At 60.8% G+C, this 22,643-nt stretch carries 17 protein-coding genes and 6 pseudogenes; 8 read left to right on the top strand and 15 right to left on the bottom strand.

Annotated elements, in window-relative coordinates; genetic code table 11:
* Positions 1 to 120: 120 nt before the first annotated feature.
* Positions 121 to 1,065 (bottom strand): zinc metalloprotease HtpX, encoded by a 945-nt coding sequence (locus CI41S_RS37170; RefSeq protein WP_172628348.1) that lies wholly within the window; start codon positions 1,063 to 1,065, stop codon positions 121 to 123.
* A 687-nt stretch (positions 1,066 to 1,752) separates the two neighbouring features.
* On the opposite strand from CI41S_RS37170, the pseudogene CI41S_RS37165 reads away from it, so the two are divergent.
* From CI41S_RS37165 to tnpC (CI41S_RS37150), 4 genes and pseudogenes are all read left to right on the top strand, one after another.
* A pseudogene (locus tag CI41S_RS37165) lies at positions 1,753 to 1,893 on the top strand (tyrosine-type recombinase/integrase); the annotation flags it as partial.
* A gap of 79 nt (positions 1,894 to 1,972) precedes the next feature.
* Positions 1,973 to 2,395: an IS66-like element accessory protein TnpA gene (tnpA, locus tag CI41S_RS37160; RefSeq protein WP_139481344.1), complete on the top strand. Its 423-nt coding sequence runs from the start codon at positions 1,973 to 1,975 to the stop codon at positions 2,393 to 2,395.
* Entirely contained in the window at positions 2,392 to 2,745 is a 354-nt protein-coding gene (gene tnpB, locus CI41S_RS37155; RefSeq protein ID WP_139486162.1) for an IS66 family insertion sequence element accessory protein TnpB, read from the top strand. Before tnpA ends, tnpB (CI41S_RS37155) begins: the two co-directional genes overlap by 4 nt.
* A 69-nt stretch (positions 2,746 to 2,814) precedes the next feature.
* A complete protein-coding gene (gene tnpC, locus CI41S_RS37150; protein WP_139864002.1) occupies positions 2,815 to 4,404 on the top strand; it encodes an IS66 family transposase in 1,590 nt (529 codons plus the stop codon).
* Positions 4,405 to 5,292: 888 nt separating this feature from the next.
* On the opposite strand, the gene CI41S_RS37145 is transcribed toward tnpC (CI41S_RS37150), so the two are convergent.
* Positions 5,293 to 6,768 (bottom strand): MATE family efflux transporter, encoded by a 1,476-nt coding sequence (locus CI41S_RS37145; RefSeq protein WP_347339288.1) that lies wholly within the window; start codon positions 6,766 to 6,768, stop codon positions 5,293 to 5,295.
* A 488-nt stretch (positions 6,769 to 7,256) separates the two neighbouring features.
* On the opposite strand from CI41S_RS37145, the gene CI41S_RS37140 reads away from it, so the two are divergent.
* Positions 7,257 to 7,490, top strand: coding sequence for a hypothetical protein (locus tag CI41S_RS37140; protein WP_139864001.1), 234 nt, complete (start codon positions 7,257 to 7,259; stop codon positions 7,488 to 7,490).
* Positions 7,491 to 7,566: 76 nt separating this feature from the next.
* On the opposite strand, the gene CI41S_RS37135 is transcribed toward CI41S_RS37140, so the two are convergent.
* Complete coding sequence (locus CI41S_RS37135) at positions 7,567 to 8,334, bottom strand: methyltransferase (RefSeq protein WP_139864000.1); 768 nt, start codon at positions 8,332 to 8,334, stop codon at positions 7,567 to 7,569.
* A 180-nt stretch (positions 8,335 to 8,514) separates the two neighbouring features.
* Here CI41S_RS37135 and CI41S_RS37130 point away from each other — a divergent pair.
* A pseudogene (locus CI41S_RS37130) lies at positions 8,515 to 9,607 on the top strand (IS110 family RNA-guided transposase).
* Between the two features lie 78 nt (positions 9,608 to 9,685).
* Here CI41S_RS37130 and ltrA read toward each other — a convergent pair.
* From ltrA to CI41S_RS37100, 7 genes and pseudogenes are all read right to left on the bottom strand, one after another.
* Positions 9,686 to 10,972, bottom strand: coding sequence for a group II intron reverse transcriptase/maturase (ltrA, locus tag CI41S_RS37125; RefSeq protein WP_244626807.1), 1,287 nt, complete (start codon positions 10,970 to 10,972; stop codon positions 9,686 to 9,688).
* A 557-nt stretch (positions 10,973 to 11,529) separates the two neighbouring features.
* A pseudogene (locus CI41S_RS37120) lies at positions 11,530 to 12,728 on the bottom strand (IS256 family transposase).
* A 470-nt stretch (positions 12,729 to 13,198) separates the two neighbouring features.
* Entirely contained in the window at positions 13,199 to 13,570 is a 372-nt protein-coding gene (locus tag CI41S_RS45100) for an IS66 family transposase (protein WP_283813180.1), read from the bottom strand.
* Positions 13,461 to 14,678, bottom strand: a complete 1,218-nt coding sequence (gene tnpC / locus CI41S_RS37115) for an IS66 family transposase (protein ID WP_283813179.1) — start codon at positions 14,676 to 14,678, stop codon at positions 13,461 to 13,463. Before tnpC (CI41S_RS37115) ends, CI41S_RS45100 begins: the two co-directional genes overlap by 110 nt.
* 110 nt (positions 14,679 to 14,788) lie before the next feature.
* Positions 14,789 to 15,025 carry an IS66 family insertion sequence element accessory protein TnpB gene (tnpB, locus tag CI41S_RS37110; protein WP_430650065.1) on the bottom strand — a complete coding sequence of 79 codons (237 nt, stop codon included), beginning with the start codon at positions 15,023 to 15,025 and terminating at the stop codon, positions 14,789 to 14,791.
* A 311-nt stretch (positions 15,026 to 15,336) separates the two neighbouring features.
* Positions 15,337 to 15,450 carry a transposase gene (locus CI41S_RS45435; RefSeq protein WP_430650066.1) on the bottom strand — a complete coding sequence of 38 codons (114 nt, stop codon included), beginning with the start codon at positions 15,448 to 15,450 and terminating at the stop codon, positions 15,337 to 15,339.
* A gap of 436 nt (positions 15,451 to 15,886) precedes the next feature.
* Positions 15,887 to 16,979, bottom strand: a pseudogene (locus tag CI41S_RS37100) (IS110 family RNA-guided transposase).
* Positions 16,980 to 17,944: 965 nt separating this feature from the next.
* Here CI41S_RS37100 and CI41S_RS37095 point away from each other — a divergent pair.
* Positions 17,945 to 18,490: a GNAT family N-acetyltransferase gene (locus CI41S_RS37095; RefSeq protein ID WP_139863997.1), complete on the top strand. Its 546-nt coding sequence runs from the start codon at positions 17,945 to 17,947 to the stop codon at positions 18,488 to 18,490.
* Between the two features lie 41 nt (positions 18,491 to 18,531).
* On the opposite strand, the gene CI41S_RS37090 is transcribed toward CI41S_RS37095, so the two are convergent.
* The 3 genes and pseudogenes from CI41S_RS37090 to CI41S_RS45430 all read right to left on the bottom strand — a co-directional run.
* On the bottom strand, positions 18,532 to 19,881 hold the full coding sequence (locus CI41S_RS37090; protein WP_244626806.1) for an IS3 family transposase: 1,350 nt from the start codon (positions 19,879 to 19,881) through the stop codon (positions 18,532 to 18,534).
* Positions 19,848 to 20,000: pseudogene (locus CI41S_RS44760) on the bottom strand (transposase); the annotation flags it as partial. The pseudogene CI41S_RS44760 and the gene CI41S_RS37090, both read right to left, overlap by 34 nt.
* Positions 20,001 to 20,308: 308 nt before the next feature.
* Positions 20,309 to 20,431: pseudogene (locus CI41S_RS45430) on the bottom strand (transposase domain-containing protein); the annotation flags it as partial.
* A 123-nt stretch (positions 20,432 to 20,554) separates the two neighbouring features.
* On the opposite strand from CI41S_RS45430, the gene CI41S_RS37075 reads away from it, so the two are divergent.
* Positions 20,555 to 21,700, top strand: coding sequence for a tyrosine-type recombinase/integrase (locus tag CI41S_RS37075; protein WP_139863995.1), 1,146 nt, complete (start codon positions 20,555 to 20,557; stop codon positions 21,698 to 21,700).
* On the opposite strand, the gene CI41S_RS37070 is transcribed toward CI41S_RS37075, so the two are convergent.
* A complete protein-coding gene (locus CI41S_RS37070; RefSeq protein WP_244626805.1) occupies positions 21,678 to 21,953 on the bottom strand; it encodes a hypothetical protein in 276 nt (91 codons plus the stop codon). The genes CI41S_RS37075 and CI41S_RS37070 overlap by 23 nt on opposite strands.
* The coding region (locus CI41S_RS37065) for a tyrosine-type recombinase/integrase (protein WP_172628347.1) at positions 21,950 to 22,643 on the bottom strand (694 nt) is incomplete at its 5' end. The genes CI41S_RS37065 and CI41S_RS37070, both read right to left, overlap by 4 nt.

Genomic DNA, 22,643 nt, shown 5'->3' with positions numbered 1-22,643 from the left:
TTCGACGAACAGCGGCGATATTTATGTGGTAACTCTGTGCAGATTCCGTGTCGAGCTTGTCAGCACTCTTTGCCCAGTCAGCGCTCTTGCCGCAATGCGCATCGGCTTACGCAATTGCTGTTAGCAGAGGCTGAGTAAGGTACCGACGCGCTCGGAGGTGGCGGGATGGCTGCGAAGCAAGCGCATTGGATCGTGCCCAAATGCAGAGACAGGTATTGGCGTAGAGCCGGTGTGATGGCGCTCAAGCTTATCGAGTGCGGCGATGAGCGCCCGCGCGTCGCCGGTGAGTTCCAGCGCGGTGGCATCCGCATCAAGTTCGCGAACGCGCGATAGTGCCAATCCAAGCAGTTGACCGAGAGTCGGAGCTGCGCTCAGCAGCGTCACCAAAGGCTGGCTCGCCGTTCCGCGGTGGTCATGCCGCGTCCGCAGCAAGGCAAGACCGGCGAGCGACGTCCAATCGATCGCGCGACGCAATGCGGTCGCCCAGCTCATTGTCCGGCTGTCATTGTTGCGGATGTGCGCCACTTCGTGCGCCAGAATGCCGGCGATTTCTTCACGCGTCATGCCGCGCAGCAACCCCTCGGTTACAACGATGGCGCTGCGTTCCGGTGTGCCGAGCGCGTAGGCATTCATATCGCCAGGCGCCGGCAGGCAATAGAGATCCGGCAATCGGGCTAGGCCGGCTCGGGCGCAAACTCTTGCCAGAATGGCGAACAAGTCCGGCAGCTCGCCAGGGAACAACAGGCGGGCGCCGAACCAGCGCTGCATGCTCTCGCGCGAAATATCCACGCCGTTGGGGCGGGGAGCAGTTCCAAGCAATGCCCGCTGCATCCCCTCCGTACCGCCGACAATCCAGCCGCACATCGCAAGCAGCAGCGTCATGGCAAGGATCGCCAATGCAGATGATTGATGGTTCGCGGTCAGGTGGGCCAGCAGCCGACGCCGCGACAGCCCCGGCTCACTTGAGTTCAGCTCGATAAGGCAACGCAGGAAAACCCCTGCCTCTCCCGATGGCCAATGGATCTCCACAATTGCGGCATGCCCGCACCGCAAGACGCGCAGCATTTGCGCCGGCGCACTTCGAACCACAGCCAATGAAATGTTTGGCGTAGAAATGTTTGGCGCAAGGTCGTTGGCGGCGTCTCGCCCAGACCGACCACCACGCAAAGCCATCCAGCTTACGCCAGCGCCAAACACCTCAGTCCCTGTCCCTTGGTACACGCCCAACGCGAAATGCTACGGATCAACCCGCGCGATGTCATGCCAATTCCATGCCATAGGCACAGGGATGTCGTGGAATGCACAGGAGTGTATCCGTTCCGCCACGTTAAAAGCCGCTCCTTATGAAATAGGAGCCGAGTTCCCTTTTCCAGATAAACGATGGTTTGGCGGGGTAATTCCTGTGGATACACGCTATGCGGCGAACGGGTGGCCTTTCGGGCCGCCTCGATTGTCCGGTTCGTCGGAAAAAAGCTTCGCTGACCTTCGGTGCGAGACTCGTTGTGTGTGCCGTGGCATCACAGACGGGACGAGACGTCAATGAGCCGATTTTCATCAGTCAGACTGACGGTTCGACTACGCCATCGCGAACCTTGCGATTAGTAGGTGCGGTCGACGTCTGCTCGGGGTCAAAGGCGGCCCTCGCTTCGTTCAAATTGGGCCCAAGTACGTCTCCAATTGTTTCAAAGCGGACGCGGGATTGGAAGGGCTCCGGACTGAAAAGGACCAGCCTCACTAGCTGAGGAGGTCAATATGACCGTTACCCCGAGCACCATCCCCGCCGTCTCGAAGCACGTTCCTTGGAACAAGGGGAAGATCGTCGGCGCAAAGCCGCCGCTCCGTCCCAAGCACGTCTGGTCGATCCGGACCAAGCTCCAGATCGAAGGCCGAACGGTAAGCGCTTAGCCGGAACCCTTGCTTCGGGATCTGGGTAGCTATGCGAAGAAGCCTCCGGCTTGTACGGAGGTTTGGGATGGGATTGGACAGCAAAAAGGACGTCCATTTGGACGGCTCATCGGCGGGGTCGGTGAGCCGGCTGGAGATCCTTGAAGGGCCGTCAGGACGTCGTGTGCGGTCGGAAGCTGAGAGAGCTCGGATCGCCGCCGAGAGTCTGTTACCCGGCGCCCAGGTATCCGAGGTGGCGCGCAAGCACGGAGCGACGCGCTGGCAGGTCTACGATTGGCGACGGCGGCTTCGACAACGAGGTATGTTGCCGCCGTGCGAGGCGTCTCCACCGACGTTTGCGCCGCTGGTTGTGGAAGATGCGTCGGAGGAGCGTCAGGTTCCGGCGATCAAGCTTGAGATCGCGATCGGCGATGTCGTGCTGCGGACGGATACGGCCATTGATGCTGACCAGCTATCCCGGGTGATCCGTGCGGTGCGAGCGTCACGATGATCGCGGCCGGTGCTGATCTGAAGATTTACGTGGCCACGCGGCCGATCGACTTCCGCTGCGGACACGACGGGCTTGCGGCGAAGGTGCAGGAGATGCTTGGTCTCGATCCGTTCAGCGGCGCGGCCTTCGTGTTCCGATCAAAACGAGCGGACCGGATCAAGATTTTGGTCTGGGACCGAACGGGCCTGGTGTTGGTGCACAAACGCCTCGAAGGTTGCAAGTTCGTTTGGCCAACGATCGCGGACGGCGTGATGCGCATGTCGCCGGCGATGTTCGCGGCCTTGTTCGAGGGGCTGGATTGGAGGTTGGTCCGGCCGGAGGAAGCGCGGCGCCCGCAGGTGGCAGGATAACTGCGGCAGAATGACTCGGAAGCAATTTTGAACATGGCATGCGCGGCGCCGATGTGCTCGAAATAGCGCATGAGCATCGCGGCGCTACGCGACGAAAACGAACGCCTGAAGGCGCTTCTGGCGCAAACGCAGGCGACCTTGAGCGAGCATCAGGGGGCACTGGCGGCGTCGGAGGAAGCGCGACGTCGGCTGGAGGTCATTCTCGGCGAATTGCGACGGGACAAGTTCGGCTCGAAATCCGAGAAGCTACGTCCAGATCAGTACCATTTGCCGCTCGAGGACGTGGAGATCGCGCAAGGCATTCTGGACGCGGCGCAGGAAAGAGCCGAGAAGGTCATCCAGGGACGATCGCGGAGCGATCCGGATCAAGGTTCTCATCGCAATCGCGGCTGCTTGCCTGCCCATTTGCCGCGAGTGGAACGGATCATCGAGCCACCAAGCACGCTCTGCCCGTGCGGTTGTGGCGCCATGACGAAGATCGGCGAGGACGTCAGCAAGCGCCTCGACGTGATCCCGGCGCAATGGCGCGTGCTGGTCACGTGTCGCCCGAAATACATCTGTCGCCGCTGCTCAGGCCCTGTCGCGCAGGCGTACGCACCGGAGCACGTCGTGCCCGGCGGGCTGCCGACCGAAGCGGCCATCGCGCACGTGATCGTCTCCAAATTTGGCGATCATACGCCATTTTACCGTCAGGCCGAGATCTATGCGCGCCAGGGGATCCGGCTTGAACGGGCTACACTGGGCAATTGGGCTGGCCGCGCCTGCTTCCATCTTCAACCCATCGCGGACCACATGCGTCGCCACCTGGCCATGGCGGATCGGCTGTTCATGGATGAGACCAAGGCGCCGGTACTCGATCCGGGGCGCGGCCAAACGAAGAAAGGCTACTTCTGGGCGATCGCCTCAGACGATCGCGGCCACAGCGGTCCAAGTCCACCAATCGTGTTGTTCAGATATGCCCCCGGTCGCAGCGGTGCCTTCGCGCAGCAGTTCCTGGACGGCTTTGGCGGACGCTTCCTGCAATGCGATGCCTATGACGGCTATGACCGGCTGACCGAAGTCGTTCGACCGCAAGGGCCTTGGACGCTCGTGCATTGCTGGAGCCATTTGCGCCGGCGCTTCGTGAAATTGGTGCGCAACAGCAAATCGCCGATCGCCGAGGCCGCCGTGCGGCACATCGCACAGCTTTACGCCATCGAAGCCATGGTACGCGGCTCATCGCCGGACATCCGGTTGGCCGCGCGCAAAGAGCACTCGCTGCCCATGGTAGCCGCGTTGAAGTCGTGGTTTGAGAAACAGCTGTCGATGATCTCCAGCGGTTCGACGCTCGCGGAGGACATTCGCTATGCCCTCAATCATTGGCAGGGGCTGACCCGCTTCCTCGAAGACGGACGTCTCGAGCTCGACACCAACCCAGTCGAGAACGCCATCCGGCCAATCTGTTTGACCAGGAAAAACGCTCTCTTCGCCGGACATGAAATCGGAGCGGAAAACTGGGCCTTACTGGCCTCGATCGTCGCCACCTGCAAACTCAACGACGTCAATCCGGCCGGCTACATCGCCGAAACACTCGAGGCGATTATCGACGGCCATCCCCATAGCAGAATCGGCGACCTCATGCCGTGGCGCTTCCGCAAGGCGTCAAGCCAGCCTCAATAGGGCCCCGGCTGAGCGCTTACCTTTGCCCCCGCTCGTTCCCAGTCCAAGGGAGCAATTTACGTGAGGCAACGGCTCAGCATCCGGTAACATTTAGGGCGAGGCAATGCGGAGTCTCACCCTGATCGCCGCCGCGCATCGAGGCCGATCGTCGCCGATCTTGTAACCTGGATGCGCCCAGCAGCGAACTTTGCTCCCCACACGCAACGATACTGCACACACGATCAACTACCTGCTCAACACTGGGCGGCGTTCACCCGCTTCGCGGACGATCTCAACGACCTGCTCCCGTCGAATTGGTCAAGTCCAAAGCGGCTGCCGCCTGACCGCCGAGGCAGACCGGCGCGCCGGCCGGAGGTGCTGGCCGGATGCGTACGGCGCGCTTACTGTCTCAGGTTCCGAAAACTGCGGCGGGAGGCGCACTGATCCGCTGCGACCGCAAGCGGATTGTCGGTACGGTCGCCATAGACCCGTCCGGCGGCTAGGATCAGGGCAAGTTGCGCGAGACCCGCATGAGTCCGAGGCGGCGCGACTTCAGCGAACGCGACGGGGTGCCTCTCCAAGAACGATGCGGTCGGTGCGGAGATGAATGCCTGGGTTGAAGTCCTCCGCCGACGCGCCAGCGTAGCCCAGACGTAAGAAGCAGATCGTAAATGTGCGCAAGGCCTCATTAAGCAGCCGTCCGCGAACCAGAAGCATCCTACGCCGGAGGTCACGCAAGATGCACGAACGCCTGGCAGTTGCGCAAGCTCGAGCTCACAATCCGGCTACAAATAAGGGCGCAGCAGAGCTTCGCAGCCCAGATGGCGTCTCGCGCATGCGGCAATCCCCTGCTCGTGACGATCAATTCGAGAATTGTTAATACGAGATGTTCGGCGTGCCGGGGCATTCTCAGAGATTCAGCCGTTGCGGCCGCACAACGTTATAGCCTTGCGGAAAATATCGGCTCTGAAGAACAAACCTACTCGCCAGCAGTTGGAAGCGCAGGATGAGGAGCGCAGCATAGACGGTTGTTCCAATTGATAAGCCCATCCAGACGCCAATACCTCCAAGGCCGCCGGTCAAACCAAGCACGTAACTAAGGGAAACGCCGATCAGCCAAAAAGCGATTCCTGCAAACACAAGTGGTACCCGCGTGTCCTTCAGTCCGCGCAAGCTACCCAAAGCGATACTGTACATTGTGGCGGCTATGAAGGCGCTTGCGCCGACCAGAAGAAGGTGTGCAGCAAGCGCGACTATGGCGTCGGCATCGTCGACCGATTCACCCAGAAACAGCTTGGCAATATAAAATCGCGCTGCGATTACCACAGCCGTCAGCATCGTTACGATCACAATACCGAGCAACATCGCTGCCAGACCAGCCCGTTTGATGCCAGAACCGTCGTTGCGGCTGACCGCACGGGCAACGCGCACGCTCGCCGCCATACTGATCCCACAAGGGATGGCGAACAGGATAGCGGCAACTTGGAACGCGATCTGGTGGGCGACGAGAGCCCTGGTGCCGATCACCCCCATTAAAAGTGTCAAGGCAGAGGAAACTCCGCATTCCATCAGGCCCGCGATCGAGATCGGCGTGCCGATCACAATTAGCTGTCGCATCAATGGCCAATCGAAGCGCCAGAGATGTGCAAGGACGTGGTAGCCATGAAAAGGGCGGTACATCATGGTAATCCAGACGCCGGCCAAAAATGTCCCATAATTCACAATGGTGGTCGCAATACCGGCCCCGAAGAGCTCCAGCCGTGGAACACCGAACTTCCCGAATACGAGCAGATAAACTAAGAAAGCGTTCACGGGGATCGCCGCAAGCGTGATCCACAAGGCAGGTTTCGGCCGATTGACCGCACCCATGAAAGTGCGGATGGCTGTAAACCACAGCGCTGGCATGACACCCCAGGCCAATCCAAACAGGTATTGCTGCGCGAGTCGCGCGATGTCCGGCGCCTGACCAAATGCGAGCAATATTTGATCGCTGCGCAGCGAAATCACCAATATTGGCAGCGACAACGGCAAGGTCGTCCACAATCCCATGCGCACCGAGCCGCGCACCACACGTAGATTATCAACCACAAACGCTTGCGCCGCAATAGGTGCGATCGCCGCTAAAAGGCCCATACCCACAGTCAGCCCAACAAAATAGAGCCTAATCACTACCGCTGCGGCGGCGAGCGAATCTGCACCAATGCGCCCGATGAAGGCAAGGTCAGTCGCCGTCATCGCAACCTGCCCGAGCTGGATCAGTACCATGGGCAAAGCGAGTTTCGTAATTTCGTTCAGCTCAAGAGCAAAGTGAGAACTCGCCTTCTTCACCTTAGCTCGCGAAGCAGTCGCTTGATTCATTTTAGCCATCTTGTCCATAGCGATCATGCGCCTGCTTTGACCGAGGGGGAGGAAGTGACTCAGTTTTCACGAAAAGAACTATCAGCCGATTCGTGATAGCTGCTGATGCAGAAGTCTCGCCGCCTTTGCGGTTGTGGATACTAAGCACTTCATCGTAACACGCGATCCCGATACGATCGATCCTGCTGAAATTGTATGTAGGACGCACTGAGGCCAACCGCCGCTTGAGCAAGCTTGGCTTCCGCCGCAAGCCTGACCGCGCGCTCGGCCGCGATCATTGCATGCGCGGCCGCAAGATCGGGCGGCAGGTCGGCGGTGGAGTCCGCAACCAGTTGGAATCACATTCGCCGCCAAATTCAACAATTCAAGCGACAAACTCTCAGCCCACGCTGCTCCGACGCCAGGACACTACGGACAACGGACCGCTCATCTGTACCTGCGAGGCGTGAAAGCGCGCGCCTGTCCTTCCCCTCCGCTAGCAAGCACCTCAGCGACGAGGGATCCAACACTAACTCGTGCTCGAAGAGCTCGTCGCCGCGGAAGATCTGGCGATGGATTCTCCACCTGCTTTCGAAGAGCTCGGCCGAGAAGTCATTGGTGTGCTTGAGGACCGCAACCTAGCGATCTCGGCAAGTGGGCCGGTCTGGTTTGTGCTCGTAGATCGCGCGAAGCGCTGCTCGACGAACGAGCAATCGATCGTCTGCGGCGGCTTCACCAGCGGTGCCCGAGATGATCGTGTCCAGCCATGAGCGCAAGAGATCGCCTGCCGGGTGCCGCGCAGCGTGGTGCTCACTCACTTACGCACACCCACAATTGAAGCCATTATCATATTGCTGTTAATTCAAAATTGTTGCCGCGAATCTGCAGTTGCACCTTAGAATCATCGCGCATGATGAATAGATACCAAAGGGCCGGGGCAACGTTAAACCGCCGCGACCACTGCCATCCCGATATCATGAGCCCACACGATTGAATCATAGGCTTGAAAGTATCGATATGCGAACCTCTAGTGTTTTCAACCAGAACTATAAGGCCATCGCGCTCTAGATGCTCGCGTATTCCCGAAAAAAAATCGCGATGCAAACGCCACTTGTCGTCTACATATATGCGGGGCTCAAAATTCTCGCGGTACTCCAACATATTGCGCTCAACAAAGTGAGGCGGATTACCAACCACGAGATCGAACCTCTCTGATTCCGGCAACGCAAGAAGCCCGTCGCCCTTATAAACTGTCACACGATCTCCGATATTATTTTTATCTGCGGTATATTGGGCGGCCTCAATGGCAGGACCATAAAAATCAGCAAGACACAGGCTGGCGCAAATGTTAGCAGCCAACATCGAATATCCAATAAATGCAGGGCCACAACACCACTCAAACATGCGCTTAAATCGCCGTCGATCCGTAAAGCAATTGAATAGGTCGAGGTAATCGTCCGCGATATACGCACCGCCACCATTTAGGTCTTCGGTATAGTAGACACAAACGTCGTTCCAAGCTTTGTACTTGTAACTTTGCGTAAGCTCATCAACATGCGGCGTCGTGGAGTGAGACATCATCGGACCTTTTTTGAAACTTGTTGCGTGGCTCAATGTAAAGTCAGAGGTCTCCCGTGCAACCTAGGACATTTGGTAGTTCGAATGGTCTTCGCCTCAGGTGGTTCGCCGTAAGTCCGTATGTCCGGCTCTTCCAGTGAGATGGCTCGCCCTACACTGCGCGTCCGAGGGTTACTCGAGCGTACCGAGCCGATCCTCACCACAGGAGGACGAGCCGTGGCAGATTATAGGGCAGCATTTGTCGGAATCGACGTCGCGAAGCTGAAAAACGCCATCGCGATCGCGGAAACAGGCCGGGAAGGAGAGGTTCGTTTCTTCGGTGAGGTCGACGCGTCGGCGACCGGCATGCGCCGGGTCGTTGAACGGATCGCCAGCCGGTTTGGTGGTGTGCATTTCTGTTACGAGGCCGGTCCGACTGGCTATGGCCTTTATCGCCTGATCCGGTCGCTCGGCCATGAATGCACCGTGGTTGCGCCATCGCTGATCCCGAGGAAGCCGGGCGATCGCGTGAAGACAAACCGCCGGGACGCTGTTTCTCTCGCCCGGCTGCTGCGCACCGGCGAGTTAACGGCGGTGTGGGTTCCCGATGAAAGCCACGAAGCGCGCCCGGGCGGCGGCGGTTGAGGCGCTGCGGGTCCACCGCCAGCAGGTGAGCGCCTTCATGCTCAAGCATGGCCGCACCTATCCCCGCAAGAAGGGATGGACGATGCGCTATCTGCGTTGGCTTCAGGAATAGCAGTTCAATCATCCCGCGCATCAGATCGCGCTGCAAGAAATGGTCGAAGCAGTTCGCATCGCCAAGGAGCGGGTCGAACGTCTGGAGTGCACGATCGAAGAGTTCGTCTCGGCCTGGTCCTTGGAGCCGCTCGTGCGGGCGCTTCAAACACTGCGAGGTGTCGATCTAATCGTCGCGGTGACATTTGCCACCGAGGTTGGTGACGTGAGCCGTTTTGAGACCTCACGTCAGCTCATGGGCTATCTTGGTCTAGTGCCGGGCGAGCGATCGACCGGGGAGACGGTCAGGCGTGGCAGCATCACTAAGGCTGGCAACGGCCGCGTTCGCCACATGTTGGTCGAGAGCGCCTGGACGTATCGGCACCCGCCGAAGATCGGAAAGACAAAGCTATACCGGCTCGAGCAGGCATCGCCAGCAGTGCGAGAGATCGCATGGAAGGCGCAGACCCGCCTGACTGCTCGCTACCGAAAGCTCGCTTCGCGCGGCAAGCGAACGACGGTGGTCTGCACTGCTATCGCCCGTGAACTGGTCGGCTTCATGTGGGCGGTCGCCAGGCAGATCGTGGTCGAGTAGCTCGGCCATTCGGCTTTGCCCTCACAGATCCGGGCAGGCGGCTTTCCCGCACCCGGCTCTTCCCGAGAGTAACCCGCGTCATATCCGCGCCTGCGCCCATGTGCGAGTGATGCGTGGAGTTGGCAGGCGGAAGCGTGCCGTCAGGGCCTCGAACTCCGGCCAGCCCATGCGCCGACTTTTCTGGCTACGCCGTCTCAGACAACGCAGCCAGGTCCGACGCACTTCGCGGTAGAAGCCGTTGAGCGCTGGATAATTGTGCGGCCTGCCATAATAGCCATAGTGCCCGCGCAGCACGGCGGCGAACCGCTCGTGCTGCGTGGCCAGTGGCGCGTGCATGAGCCGCCAAGCCTCCTGGCGCAACGCCGTCAGCTTGCGCGTCAGGCGTTTCCCTTCCGTCTTGTGCTTCACGATGAACCGGCCATCTCGGGTCCGCCCACAGTAGTGAGTGAAGCCGAGGAAGGCGAAGGTCTCTGGCCGCCGCTCGCCGCGCCGCTGACGTGAGACGGCCGCGAACCGGCCAAACTCGATCAGCCGCGTCTTGTCCTCATGGAGCGTCAGGCCGAAGCTGGCCAGCCGCGCCTTGAGGGCCAAGAGCATTTCCTGCGCATCTGCCTTACTCTCGAAGCCCATGACGAAGTCGTCCGCATAACGCACGATCACGATGCGACCGCGTGCGCGGCGACGACGCCATTGATGAGTCCAGAGATCGAGGATGTAGTGCAGGAAGATGTTGGCAAGGAGCGTGCCCCTGTCCGTCTCTTGCTTCTCGCCGCTCTCAAGAACGCCAGCTCGCAGCCACAGCCCGATGAGCCGCAAGATGCGAGGATCGGCGATCCTGTGCGCCAGCATCCGCAACAGCCATTCGTGGTCAACCGAGTCAAAGAAGCTGCGTATGTCGGCATTGAGCACCCAGTTCACATGCTGGCTCATGATCGCCGTATGCAAGGCATCAAGCGCCATGTGAGGATTCCGCCCCGGCCGGAAGCCGTAGGAGAATCCGAGGAAGTCGGCCTCGTAGACAGCGCTCAACACCTCGGCCACCGCGCTTTGGACAATCTTGTCTTCTAGCGCCGGTACACCGAGAGGCCGCTTACCGCCGTCGGCTTTGGGGATGTAGACTCGCCGCACCGGCTGTGGCCGGTAACGACCGGAGTGGACCCGTGCGCAGAGGTCGCGGAGGTTATCCGTCAGCCTCTCTTCGTACTTCGCCACCGTCACCCCATCGACCCCCGCGCTGGCCTGCCGCTTTTGTCGTCGAAACGCCCGAAGAAGAGCGTCTTCGTCGACATGGTGCAGCAGGGCCGTGAACCGGGTTTGGGCAGCCTGCTCGGCTGCCGCGTTCACCCGCTTGAGGTTCAGCGGCAAGGTAACCCGGCTCTGTGTCCGGACCCTGGCCTCCTCGCGCAGGCTCCCCTCGGGCTGGTCCCTTCCCTCCATGCGTCTCGTTATCTTCGACGACTTCACAGGTAGTATGGACCAGTCCGACTCCCGACCTCAGCTCGAACAACGGCTCTGGCAGTGCCTTGCCGCTGTCCCCCACTGGAGACCAATCCAATGGACCCGGTCGGGCCTCTCATGTTCCGATGATTACCTTCCATGCGTGATCCGGCCATCGACCCCGACGGAGCGACATCGTCTCGCATAACGACGATGCTCATGCAGCCTTCGTGACTAGGGAACACACTCGGCCTCCCCGAACATCCACCTTTCGAGGCTCATTCCCGCACCCCGCATGGCTCCTGTCTACACTTCACACCCCGCGTTGCCGCGACGCTCGCAAGACTCGGTCCCGGCTTGCCTGCTTCGGCTTTGGCCGGATGGGACTTCCACCCACAAGCAATCCTCAGCTTGGCATGACGTACTCCCCGGGCGTGGTGTAGCTGGCGGTGGGTCACCGCGTTCGTCGGCATGGGCCGGATCGGTCAGGTGGCGATTGCCGGGAAGCTGACGGTGGGATCATCGCCCAACGGGGCGATCGTTTCCAGTGTCATGTAGCGACCGCGCTGAACCGCCCACTCATCGTTCTGTTCGAGCAGGATGGCGCCAAGCAGGCGGGTGATGGCGTCCTCATTGGGAAAGATGCCGACGACTTCGGTTCGGCGCTTGATCTCGCCGTTGACGCGTTCGAGCGGATTGGTCGAGTGCAGCTTGGCGCGGTGCGCGACCGGGAAGCTCATATAGGCGAGCACGTCGGTCTCGGCCTCATCGAGGAACGCGGCAAGCTTGGGCAGCTTGGGGCGGAGTTGGTCGGCGATGCGCCGCCATTGCGCCCGCGCCGCTTCCGCGTCGTCCTGGGCAAAGGCGGTGGCGATGAAGGCGGAGACGACGCGCCGCCCGCTCTTGCCGGCATGCGCCAATGCGTTGCGCATGAAGTGGACGCGGCGGCGTTGCCAAGTGGCGTTGAGAACCTTGCCGACCGTGGCCTTGATCCCCTCATGGGCGTCGGAGACGACGAGCTTGACGCCGCGCAGGCCCCGCCGCGCCAGCTTGCGCAGGAACGCGGTCCAGAACGTCTCGGCCTCGGAGGGGCCGATGTCCATACCGAGCACCTCGCGCCGGCCATCGCTGTTGACGCCGACCGCGATGATCACCGCGACCGAGACGATGCGCCCGTTCTGGCGCACCTTCACGTAGGTCGCGTCGATCCACAGATAGGGCCAGTCGCCCTCGATCGGGCGATTGAGGAAGGCCTTCACCTTGTCGTCGATCTCGCCGCACAGCCGCGACACCTGGCTCTTGGATATCCCCGTCATGCCCATCGCCTGCACCAGATCATCGACCGAGCGGGTGGAGACGCCCTGCACGTAGGCTTCCTGCACCACGGCGGTGAGCGCCTTCTCGGCCATCCGCCGCGGCTCGAGGAAGCCCGGGAAGTAGGAGCCCTTGCGCAGCTGGGGATACGTAGCTCGACCGTGCCGGCGCGGGTCTCCCAGCTCCGATCGCGGTAGCCGTTGCGCTGGGCCTGGCGCTCCTGGCTCTTCTCGCCGTAAGCGGCCCCGGTCAGGCCCTCGACCTCCAGCTCCATCAGCCCGTGGGCGGCAAAGCCGATCATCTCACGCAGCAGATCGGCATCAGGGGCCTTCTCCACGAGCGCGCGCAGGTTCATCATGTCGTCGGTCATCGGTGGTTCCTCGAATCAGGTTGGTGTCGCAACCCAAACCTTACCGACGAATCATCGGTGACCACCCGCAAAGCCGCTCGCTCGCTACGGCGCTATGTGGGGCGCGCGTCGCGAGCGACTTTGCTAATCAGCTACACCACTCCTTGGGACACGACCGCCAGGCAAGTGCAATCAACCTGATCAGGCACTCTCATCATCGCGCATTGGCGGAGGCGGGACCACGGCAGAGGGAATGCACGTCAGACGCTTTGTGGCCGGCAAGAGCACCGACGCCCGCAGTAAGATCGGAGCAGACCTCGGACGCACAATCGGGAATGCGGTAGCCAACCCGCGCATCAGAGCTTGATCACCAACGTCCTTCGGTTCAGCCTCCACCCATGCGCGATCATCAGCATCAACAGCCGATCAACGATCGGGCGAACCTCTGCGTTCTGAGCCTTGACAACGGACATCAGAGCGTCGTTCTCAGGTCACGGCTTTGAGGCCTGGAGCGCGATAGACCCAGGGCAGTAGCTGTCGCGGTTTGGATGCCCGTCGACGATCCTGGTCAGGACGTCGGTGAAGTAGGCAAGCGGGTCGATGTCGTTGAGCTTGCAAATCTTCATCAGGGACGCGAAGACAGCCCAGTGTTCGGCACCACCGTCGGATCCGGCAAACAGCGCGTTCTTGCGACTGAGCTTGATGCCACGGATTGATCGTTCGACCGTGTTGTTGTCGAGTTCGATGCCGCCATCATCGATGAAGCGCGTCAGCACCTGCCAGCGCGAGAGAGCGTAGCGGATGGCGGCAGCGAGCTTGATCTTCTGGCTGATGAGAGTCAGCTTGGCGCGTAGCCGAAGCATCGAAGGCATCGGCCAGCGGCCGGCATTTCTGCTGCCACGCGAGACATCGCTCCTCCGGGCTCCGGCCGCGGATCTCCTTCTCGATCGCGTAGAATGCGGCAATGTGCTTCAGCGCCTCGCTTGCGATCGGCGCGGGGCCCGCCGCCGCGAGTTCGTAGAAGTTGCGCCGCATGTGCATCCAACAGAAGGCGAGCTCGACCTTGCCGCGGTCGGCAAGCTTTGGATAGGCGGTGTAGCCATCGACCTGCAGGACGCCCTCGAAGCCGGGAAGATGGCTGAACAGCCGCTCGGCTTTGCCGTCGGGTGCATAGACATAGGCGGCGATGCCGGGCGGATCGAGGCCACCCCAGGGCCCTGTCACCGGCATAGGCCCAGAGCTGGCCGGTCTTGGTGGCCCTCGACCGGGATCGAGCACCGGCACCGTCGTCTCGTCGGCGAACAGCTTGGACCTCGCGCGAAGCACAGTGAGAAGGCGCTCATGCAGCGGGCGCAGATGGAAGGCGGCATGCCCAACCCAGTCCGCCAGTGTCGATCGATCGAGAGCGATGCCCTGGCGGGCATAGATCTGGGCCTGCCGGTAGAGCGGCAGATGATCGGCATATTTCGACACCAGAACCTGGGCGACGGTTGCCTCCGTCGGCAGTTCGCCCTCGATCAAGCGGGCCGGAGCCTCGGCCTGCAGGACGTCATCTTCGCAGGCTCGGCAGGCGTATTTGGGACGTCGGGTGACGACAACGCGGAACTGCGCCGGCACCATGTCCAGCCGCTCGCTCTTGTCTTCGCCGATCTGGTGCAGTTCGCCCTGGCAGCAGGCGCAGGTCTTATCGTCGATGTCGACGACGACCTCGATCCGCGGCAGATGCGCCGGCAGTGCTCCACGATTGTTGCGACGCTTGCGCGCCCGTTCGGCCCGGCCTTCGGGGCTGTTGTGTCCTGACCGGCCTCGGCGGAGGCCGCGACCTGCTCGACATCCCCTCGAGGCCCAGCAGCATCTGCTTCTCAGGAAGCGACTCCGCTTTCCGGCCAAAGCGATGACGCTGCATTCCTTGATGATCTGGCGCAGCCGCTCGCTCTCGTGCCCCTCGGCAAGCAGCATTGCCTTCAGCATCTCGGGATCATCAGGAAGGTTATCGCTCGCAAGCAAATCAGAGCATATTCGCGCCCGCCTGACGACGTGCTCGATGCCCCTGATTCACTTCGCCGCAGCGGGGCCCACAATTATCCGGCTTGCGTCGGGACGACCGTCTCCCGTGCCGCGTGAACACGCCGCCAATCAAGCCCTTCGAGCAGCGCCGACAATTCCGCCGCCGACAAACGCGTCACGCCATCCTCGATCTTCGGCCAGCGGAAGACGCCTTCCTGGAGCCGCTTGGCGAATAGGCGCAAACCCGTACAATCCCAGAAGATCAGCTTCCTCCGGTACGCCCGCTTGGCATGGAAGACATAAAACAGCACCCGAGAACGGATCGGCCCTTGATGTGCTCACGACCAACATAGCAAGCCCCTCCATTCCCTTGCAGAAGTCGACCGGCTTGGTTGCCACCATCAGCCGAACAGTTCCGGACGGGCCGATTACCGGCCTGCCTTCAGCGCATGGATGAGGCCGCAATGATCACCACGTCGGCGCCTCGGCCGACCCGGATAGTGACGCTTTCGGCTTCAATCTCGATGCCCCGGCATCGCAACGGCGAGCGCGGACATCCGGCTTGGCCTTGCGTTGCGCTGTCTTGCGCTCATGGTCAGTAACCGCGACCGCACCATGGCGTCTACCACCGCCGGTACAAACGGCGGATCGTCAGCCACCGGCGCCAAGTGAACAGTTGTTGTGGGGTCAGCCTGTGTCGTCGGGCAATCTCGGAAACGACCGCGCTTGGTACCAGCGTCTCCTCGACGATGCGGGCCTTGTCGTTCTTAGAACCAACGACGGCATGCTGTCTCCGTAATCACTTCCAGCCGACGCACGTCCGACTTAAGCGTATGGTCAAGCGATCGTGAAACTCGCCTATCCCGTGCGCCGCAAGAAGGTGGGAGCAGAACGACGCTCTGATGTCCGTTGTCAAGGCTCAGAACGCAGAGGTTCGCCCGATCGTTGATCGGCTGTTGATGCTGATGATCGCGCATGGGTGGAGGCTGAACCGAAGGACGTTGGTGATCAAGCTCTGATGCGCGGGTTGGCTACCGCATTCCCGATTGTGCGTCCGAGGTCTGCTCCGATCTTACTGCGGGCGTCGGTGCTCTTGCCGGCCACAAAGCGTCTGACGGGCATTCCCTCTGCCGTGGTCCCGCCTCCGCCAATGCGATGATGAGAGTGCCTGATCAGGTTGATTGCACTTGCCTGGCGACCGCCCATATGAAGCCGACCAGTTCACGGGCGATAGCAGTGCAGACCACCGTCGTTCGCTTGCCGCGCGAAGCGAGCTTTCGGTAGCGAGCAGTCAGGCGGGTCTGCGCCTTCCATGCGATCTCTCGCACTGCTGGCGATGCCTGCTCGAGCCGGTATAGCTTTGTCTTTCCGATCTTCGGCGGGTGCCGATACGTCCAGGCGCTCTCGACCAACATGTGGCGAACGCGGCCGTTGCCAGCCTTAGTGATGCTGCCACGCCTGACCGTCTCCCCGGTCGATCGCTCGCCCGGCACTAGACCAAGATAGCCCATGAGCTGACGTGAGGTCTCAAAACGGCTCACGTCACCAACCTCGGTGGCAAATGTCACCGCGACGATTAGATCGACACCTCGCAGTGTTTGAAGCGCCCGCACGAGCGGCTCCAAGGACCAGGCCGAGACGAACTCTTCGATCGTGCACTCCAGACGTTCGACCCGCTCCTTGGCGATGCGAACTGCTTCGACCATTTCTTGCAGCGCGATCTGATGCGCGGGATGATTGAACTGCTATTCCTGAAGCCAACGCAGATAGCGCATCGTCCATCCCTTCTTGCGGGGATAGGTGCGGCCATGCTTGAGCATGAAGGCGCTCACCTGCTGGCGGTGGACCCGCAGCGCCTCAACCGCCGCCGCCCGGGCGCGCTTCGTGGCTTTCATCGGGAACCCACACCGCCGTTAACTCGCCGGTGCGCAGCAGCCGGGCGAGAGAAACAGCGTCCCGGCGGTTTGTCTTCACGCGATCGCCCGGCTTCCTCGGGATCAGCGATGGCGCAACCACGGTGCATTCATGGCCGAGCGACCGGATCAGGCGATAAAGGCCATAGCCAGTCGGACCGGCCTCGTAACAGAAATGCACACCACCAAACCGGCTGGCGATCCGTTCAACGACCCGGCGCATGCCGGTCGCCGACGCGTCGACCTCACCGAAGAAACGAACCTCTCCTTCCCGGCCTGTTTCCGCGATCGCGATGGCGTTTTTCAGCTTCGCGACGTCGATTCCGACAAATGCTGCCCTATAATCTGCCACGGCTCGTCCTCCTGTGGTGAGGATCGGCTCGGTACGCTCGAGTAACCCTCGGACGCGCAGTGTAGGGCGAGCCATCTCACTGGAAGAGCCGGACATACGGACTTACGCGTTCGTCAGCAAACGGAAGACGTTGTCAACTCGTGACCGACGACTAGTTCGGAGAGGTCGAGCTGCAGTTCCAGGTACTCAGTGGTGCGGGACCTATCATCCTCAATCGAGCATCTCCACGAGGGCTTTCACACACTTGAGGCCGAGCGCATTGAGGCGGTCGAGGGCAAGGCTACGAGTGACCTCCTAATTGTAGTAGCGCGATCTGTGGATGGTGGCCGCTCAGCTAGGCTAACCAAAATCGTTAACAATGCCGCTGTTGCCGACCTCGATCTCGCAACTCAAAAACCCAACTTCAGAGGTCCTTTAAACCTCACCCTCAACTTTGGTAGCTGCGTGCAGCTCTGCGCCTGCTACTATTCGCCCCAAATCAGCTTATCAAGTGAAAATCGCACCTGTGTTAAGCTATGCGTTCTGTGGAGAGGCTAGATGTGATGAGCCAAGATACCGTGTTCATGGATACCAATGCTCCCACTATCGAGATTATGCAACAGGTCAAGCAACGGGGCATGGCCCTTAACCAGTTCAGGTTACGCTGCCCTTCATTGCCTGATTGCGGCGTGATGCGATCAGTGCACCGCCACCTCCAGGTAAGACTTAGCCGCTGCTCGACAGATAGGTCGGCTACGTCTCCGCGCCATGACACCATGCTGGATCGAGATACAGTCTCGGCCGACCGCTTGGGCCCGCTTTGGCTGAAGGAAAATAGCGGCCAATTGATCGAATCGAGTCCTGTATTCAGGGCATGCCGCCCCAGAGCAGAGCGAGGTTTATCTGTCTTGAGGAACACATAGGGCTCCCCTCTTGATTAGTGCGGCACAAGCTTGTGCTGTGTCCCATAAGGTGAACGAAGACCGATGAACGCATATCAGACCGAACATTTGATACTCACGCCTATGCGCATCGAACACGAGGCGGAGTTGTTCAAGTTGCATAACGATGTGTTGATACAGGAGACCATCTTCAAGAATGTGCCGCAGACCAGTGAAAACGTGCGCACTTGGCTTGCTAGGTATTTGGCGCAATGGCAAAAGAACTCGTTCGGCGTCTGGATGGTATATGAAAAGACAAAAGGTGGTCCGGCCATCATTGGTCGTTGTGGTTTGCAAGATTTTGAGAACACCAACAATCTGGAGTTCAGTTACGCATTTTTGGAGTACAGGGCCGGGCGAGGCCTGGGTCCGGAGGCCGCACGCTTCACCATCACGCATGCCTTGCGAAACTCGACCAAAGAAAAAGTTGTGGGCTTCATTGCCCACGGCAATGCGCGGGCCGAGCGGGCAGCCAAGAAGTTGGGGCTGCGGTATATCGATGACCGCTTGTATTACGACAAATTATTCCAATATTACGAAATGACCCGTGAGGAGTATTTTTCACACCCTCACCATCAGGTCGCCCGGTGAGTACGAAGATGTTCGGATGTATCCGCATGCTGCGATTTTGGTTAATTGAGGACCCTGGTTCGGAATATGCGACGGTGGGTTCTGCCGGCGATCGGATCTTCAGGTGCGACCGTCATCCGGCTACTTATCTTGCGGATGCGTTTTGGTCCGCTGCAGCGGCCAAGGATCAAATAGTTGAGGAGATTCAATTTTGCGACGCGGAGGGCCAGATGAATCTCGATCGGGGCGGAGTTAGCGAAGTACGGTTTTTGCGGCGTATTTAGCGGGACTTGGAAGCGCAATCGGTTAGGCAATGGGGATGAGGTGACCTGCCACCGAACTTTCATCCGGCCGCGGTTAGAGCCTCGGGGTTTTGTACGCCAAGTGGCGCGGTTGGAGCAACGGACGATCGGCGGAGCTGGTCGGGGTTGCGTAGCCGATCGTCCGTTGCGGTGAGGTGGGCGGCATAAGCCGCGGGGGTCACTGTATTTCAGCGACGAGTGAGGCCGCTGAAGATTGTAGTCGGCAACCCAATTGGCGATCTTGGCGCGGGCGTCGTCGAGATCGAAGAACAGAGTCTCGTTGAGCAGCTCGTCACGCATCCGGCCGTTGAAACTCTCGACGAAGCCGTTCTGCATCGGCTTTCCCGGTGCAATGAAGTGCCAGTCGATGGCTGCGTCCCTGCACCAGGCGAGCATGGCATTGCAGGTGAACTCGGTGCCGTGGTCGGACACGATCATTCCTGGCTTGCCGCGTCGTTCGACGGCGGCCGTCAGTTCGCGGGCGACGCGTCGTCCTGAGATCGACGTATCCGGAATGGCGCCCAGACATTCCTTGGTGACGTCGTCGACGATGTTGAGGATGCGGAAGCGCCGACCGTTGGCGAATTGGTCGTGGACGAAATCCAGCGACCAGCGCGCGTTGGGCATCGCCTCGACTAGGATTGGGGCACGGGTCCCCACGGCCTTGCGGCGAGCCCGCCGCTTGCGGACGGTGAGCCCTTCTTCGCGATAAAGCCGGTAGATCCGGTTGATCCCCGATGGCTCACCCTCCCGCCGCAGCAGCACGAATAGCCGGCGGTAGCCGAACCGCCGCCGCTCGTTGGCAAGGTCACGCAGCCGGCCACGGAGAGTCGCGTCCGGAGGACGGCTGGAGCGATAGCGGATCATCTTCCGATCCGCTCCGACAATCGAACAGGCCCGCCGCTCCGACAGGCTCATGACGGCCTGCAGATGCGCGACCGCAGCGCGCTTGGCGGCGGGCCCTACCATTTTTTTGAAAGCAGCTCGCGAAGGGCGGCGGCGTCGAGCATCTGCTCGGCTAGAAGCTTCTTCAGCTTCGCGTTCTCGTCCTCCAGCGCCCTCAGCCGCTTCGCCTCCGAAACGTCCATGCCGCCGAATTTGGCCTTCCAATTGTAGATCGTTGCTTCCGAGACCCCGTGCTTGCGAGCCAGGTCGGCCGTCTTTGCTCCAGCCTCATGCTCCTTCAATACCGCGATAATCTGCTCTTCCGTAAGCGCTGTTCCGAACACACGGGTTCGAGGCGTTAGCTGATCTCTATGTTTTTCGTTTGTGGAGGGCTGCCAGCCGTTCCGCCTCAGCTAGTGCCGCAGTCTTGGTTTTAAAAGGACCAACGTCGTGTTCCTGCGTGTCGGGCAGCCAAGCAGGCAAGAACCACCAACCGCCCGGGCGGTAACTCGTGCTGTTCCTGACCGACCCGATGTGATCGGCTGTAGACCAACCGGGATCTACCCCGTCCTGATGCCACAAGATGTTCTTGTCGCTCACCGGCGCGCCTCAAGAATGTTGGCTCGTCGTTTTTCTTCGCTCAGGCCGGATTCTAGCCGTTTCCGTAGGCCCATGGCAACAAACTGTCGAGTTGACGGTTCGGGTGACCGTTGACGATCCTGGTGAGCACATCGGTGATGTAGGCCAGCGGATCAATGTGATTCAGCTTACAGGTTTATGCCGCCCGCCGAACTATGCCGAGTCGGGTCGTTTTCCCCAGATTTCTCGCTGACCGGCGTTTGGTCGGTTCGGCATAGTTCGTTCTGTGCCTCCGCTTTCAACAGCGGAGAACAGGAAGATGGAAGTTGAAGAGTACTTGGGCAGAAGCCGGCTGTGCCGGCGTCTCAGAAGCGGGCCGCACAGACAACTCATCGAGCGCTACGCCGCTCGTCTCATCGAAGAGAGGCTCGTTCGGCACGGCACATGGCGTTGCCTCAACGTGGTTGGCGGGCTCCTGAGTTGGATGGCAGGCCGTCGCTATGAGCTGGTCGATCTCGATGAGCAGGTCGTTGAGCGGTACCTCCGACATCGAGGCGGGAGGCAGTCTATCCAACCCGGTGACCGGGCCGCGCTCAAGCGATGGCTGTTGGTGCTGCGCGAGGAAGGCGTGATCGCGCCGTTGGTGCTGCCGCCTCTCACCCCGCACGAACAGATCTTCAAGGAGTTCGATGCCTACCTGCGATCAGAGCGCGGCCTGGCCCCGAGGTCCATCGTCCGCCATCTCCCAGTCATCCGCAGGTTCCTGCACGAGGTGTGCTCCGGCGGCGCCGCCGCTCTGGGCAAGATCAGCCAAGAGGACGTGATCCGCTACGTTGAGCGCCACGCCCAGGATTGGAGCCCGGGAACAGGCAAGGCGATGTGCTGGTCGTTACGCGCCTTTCTCCGTTACCTCCACCATCGGGGGCTGAACGCGCGCTCGTTGGCGGATTGCGTTCCATCGATGCGCCGATGGAAGCTCGCAACCCTGCCGACCTATCTGCCTGCCGCTCAGGTGCGGAAGGCTCTCGACGGTTGCGACCGAGAGACGGTGATGGGACGGCGCGACTACGCCATTCTGTTGTTGCTGGCCAAGCTCGGCCTGCGGGCCGACGAGATCGCGACGCTCACCCTCGATGATATCGACTGGCGCGCCAGCGAGATACTCGTTCGCGCCAAGGGCCGACAGCGGGCACGGATGCCGATACCGCCAGATGTTGGCGCGGCCATCGTTGCATATCTGCGCAATGGCCGCCCAAAGTCGTCGTGCCGACGGCTGTTCGTCCGCACACTCGCGCCACACGTCGGCCTTGCTTCCGGATGCGCGATCACCATGATCGCCAAGGCCGCTCTCGATCGCGTTGGAATCGGAGGTTGCGCACACCGCGGCGCCCATATCTTGCGCGTTCCAGCCGATCGTGATCACCGATTCCAGGCCATCGTGATCACGCGTTCCAGAGCATCGTGATCACCATTTCCAGCCGATCGACGACATGGCGCGCGAACCCGCGCACGTCGCTCAATCGCAGCGCCCAGGATGCATGACGATCGGGCGGCAGCGTTGCCCATTCCATTGCCAGGTTCGTCGTGATGATCCTGGCTTTGCGCTTCTCCATAAAGGCGACGAAGTCGGCGAGCCGACGGGTCTGGTGCTCGTACTTGTAGCCAAACCTCTTGCGCATGCTCAGGTACTTATCGAGTGCGGCGCGCAGATTGGTCATTGCACGCCTCCCGGCCAGGGCAGGCTCAATGTTCTCAACGCATCGATATCGACCTTCGCGTAAATCCGGGTGGTGTCGTGGTTCTCGTGCCGCAGCAACTGTCCGATATCCGACAAGGTCGCGCCAGATCGGAGAAGCTCGATAGCGAGACTGTGGCGGAAGATATGGGCGCCGCGGTGTGCGCAACCTCCGATTCCAACGCGATCGAGAGCGGCCTTGGCGATCATGGTGATCGCGCATCCGGAAGCAAGGCCGACGTGTGGCGCGAGTGTGCGGACGAACAGCCGTCGGCACGACGACTTTGGGCGGCCATTGCGCAGATAAGCAACGATAGCCGCGCCAACGTCTGGCGGTATCGGCATCCGTGCCCGCTGTCGGCCCTTGGCGCGAACGAGTATCTCGCTGGCGCGCCAGTCGATATCATCGAGCGTGAGCGTTGCGACCTCGTTGGCCCGCAGGCCGAGCTTGGCCAGCAGCAACAGAATGGCGTAGTCGCGCCGTCCTATCACCGTCTCTCGGCCGCAACCGTCGAGAGCCTTCCGCACCTGAGCGGCAGGCAGATAGGTCGGTAGAGTTGCGAGCCTCCATCGGCGCACCGATGGAACGCAATCCGCCAACGAGCGCGCGTTCAGCCCCCTATGGTGGAGGTAGCGGAGAAAGGCACGCAACGACCAGCACATCGCCTTGCCT

This window comes from Bradyrhizobium ivorense (genome assembly GCF_900696085.1).
Lineage (GTDB): Bacteria > Pseudomonadota > Alphaproteobacteria > Rhizobiales > Xanthobacteraceae > Bradyrhizobium > Bradyrhizobium ivorense.
This window is presented reverse-complemented; position numbering and strand designations above follow the sequence as displayed.

Bases quoted from the DNA above. Each gene is read 5' to 3' on its own strand.
- CI41S_RS37075 (WP_139863995.1), top strand. From the start codon at position 20,555: ATGGAAGTTGAAGAGTACTTGGGCAGAAGCCGGCTGTGCCGGCGTCTC.
- tnpC (WP_283813179.1), bottom strand. From the start codon at position 14,678: ATGCTGAAGGCAATGCTGCTTGCCGAGGGGCACGAGAGCGAGCGGCTG.
- CI41S_RS37145 (WP_347339288.1), bottom strand. From the start codon at position 6,768: ATGATCGCTATGGACAAGATGGCTAAAATGAATCAAGCGACTGCTTCG.
- CI41S_RS45100 (WP_283813180.1), bottom strand. From the start codon at position 13,570: ATGCTTCGGCTACGCGCCAAGCTGACTCTCATCAGCCAGAAGATCAAG.
- CI41S_RS37070 (WP_244626805.1), bottom strand. From the start codon at position 21,953: ATGACCAATCTGCGCGCCGCACTCGATAAGTACCTGAGCATGCGCAAG.
- tnpA (WP_139481344.1), top strand. From the start codon at position 1,973: ATGGGATTGGACAGCAAAAAGGACGTCCATTTGGACGGCTCATCGGCG.
- CI41S_RS37095 (WP_139863997.1), top strand. From the start codon at position 17,945: ATGAACGCATATCAGACCGAACATTTGATACTCACGCCTATGCGCATC.
- CI41S_RS37170 (WP_172628348.1), bottom strand. From the start codon at position 1,065: ATGCTGCGCGTCTTGCGGTGCGGGCATGCCGCAATTGTGGAGATCCAT.
- tnpB (WP_139486162.1), top strand. From the start codon at position 2,392: ATGATCGCGGCCGGTGCTGATCTGAAGATTTACGTGGCCACGCGGCCG.
- tnpC (WP_139864002.1), top strand. From the start codon at position 2,815: ATGAGCATCGCGGCGCTACGCGACGAAAACGAACGCCTGAAGGCGCTT.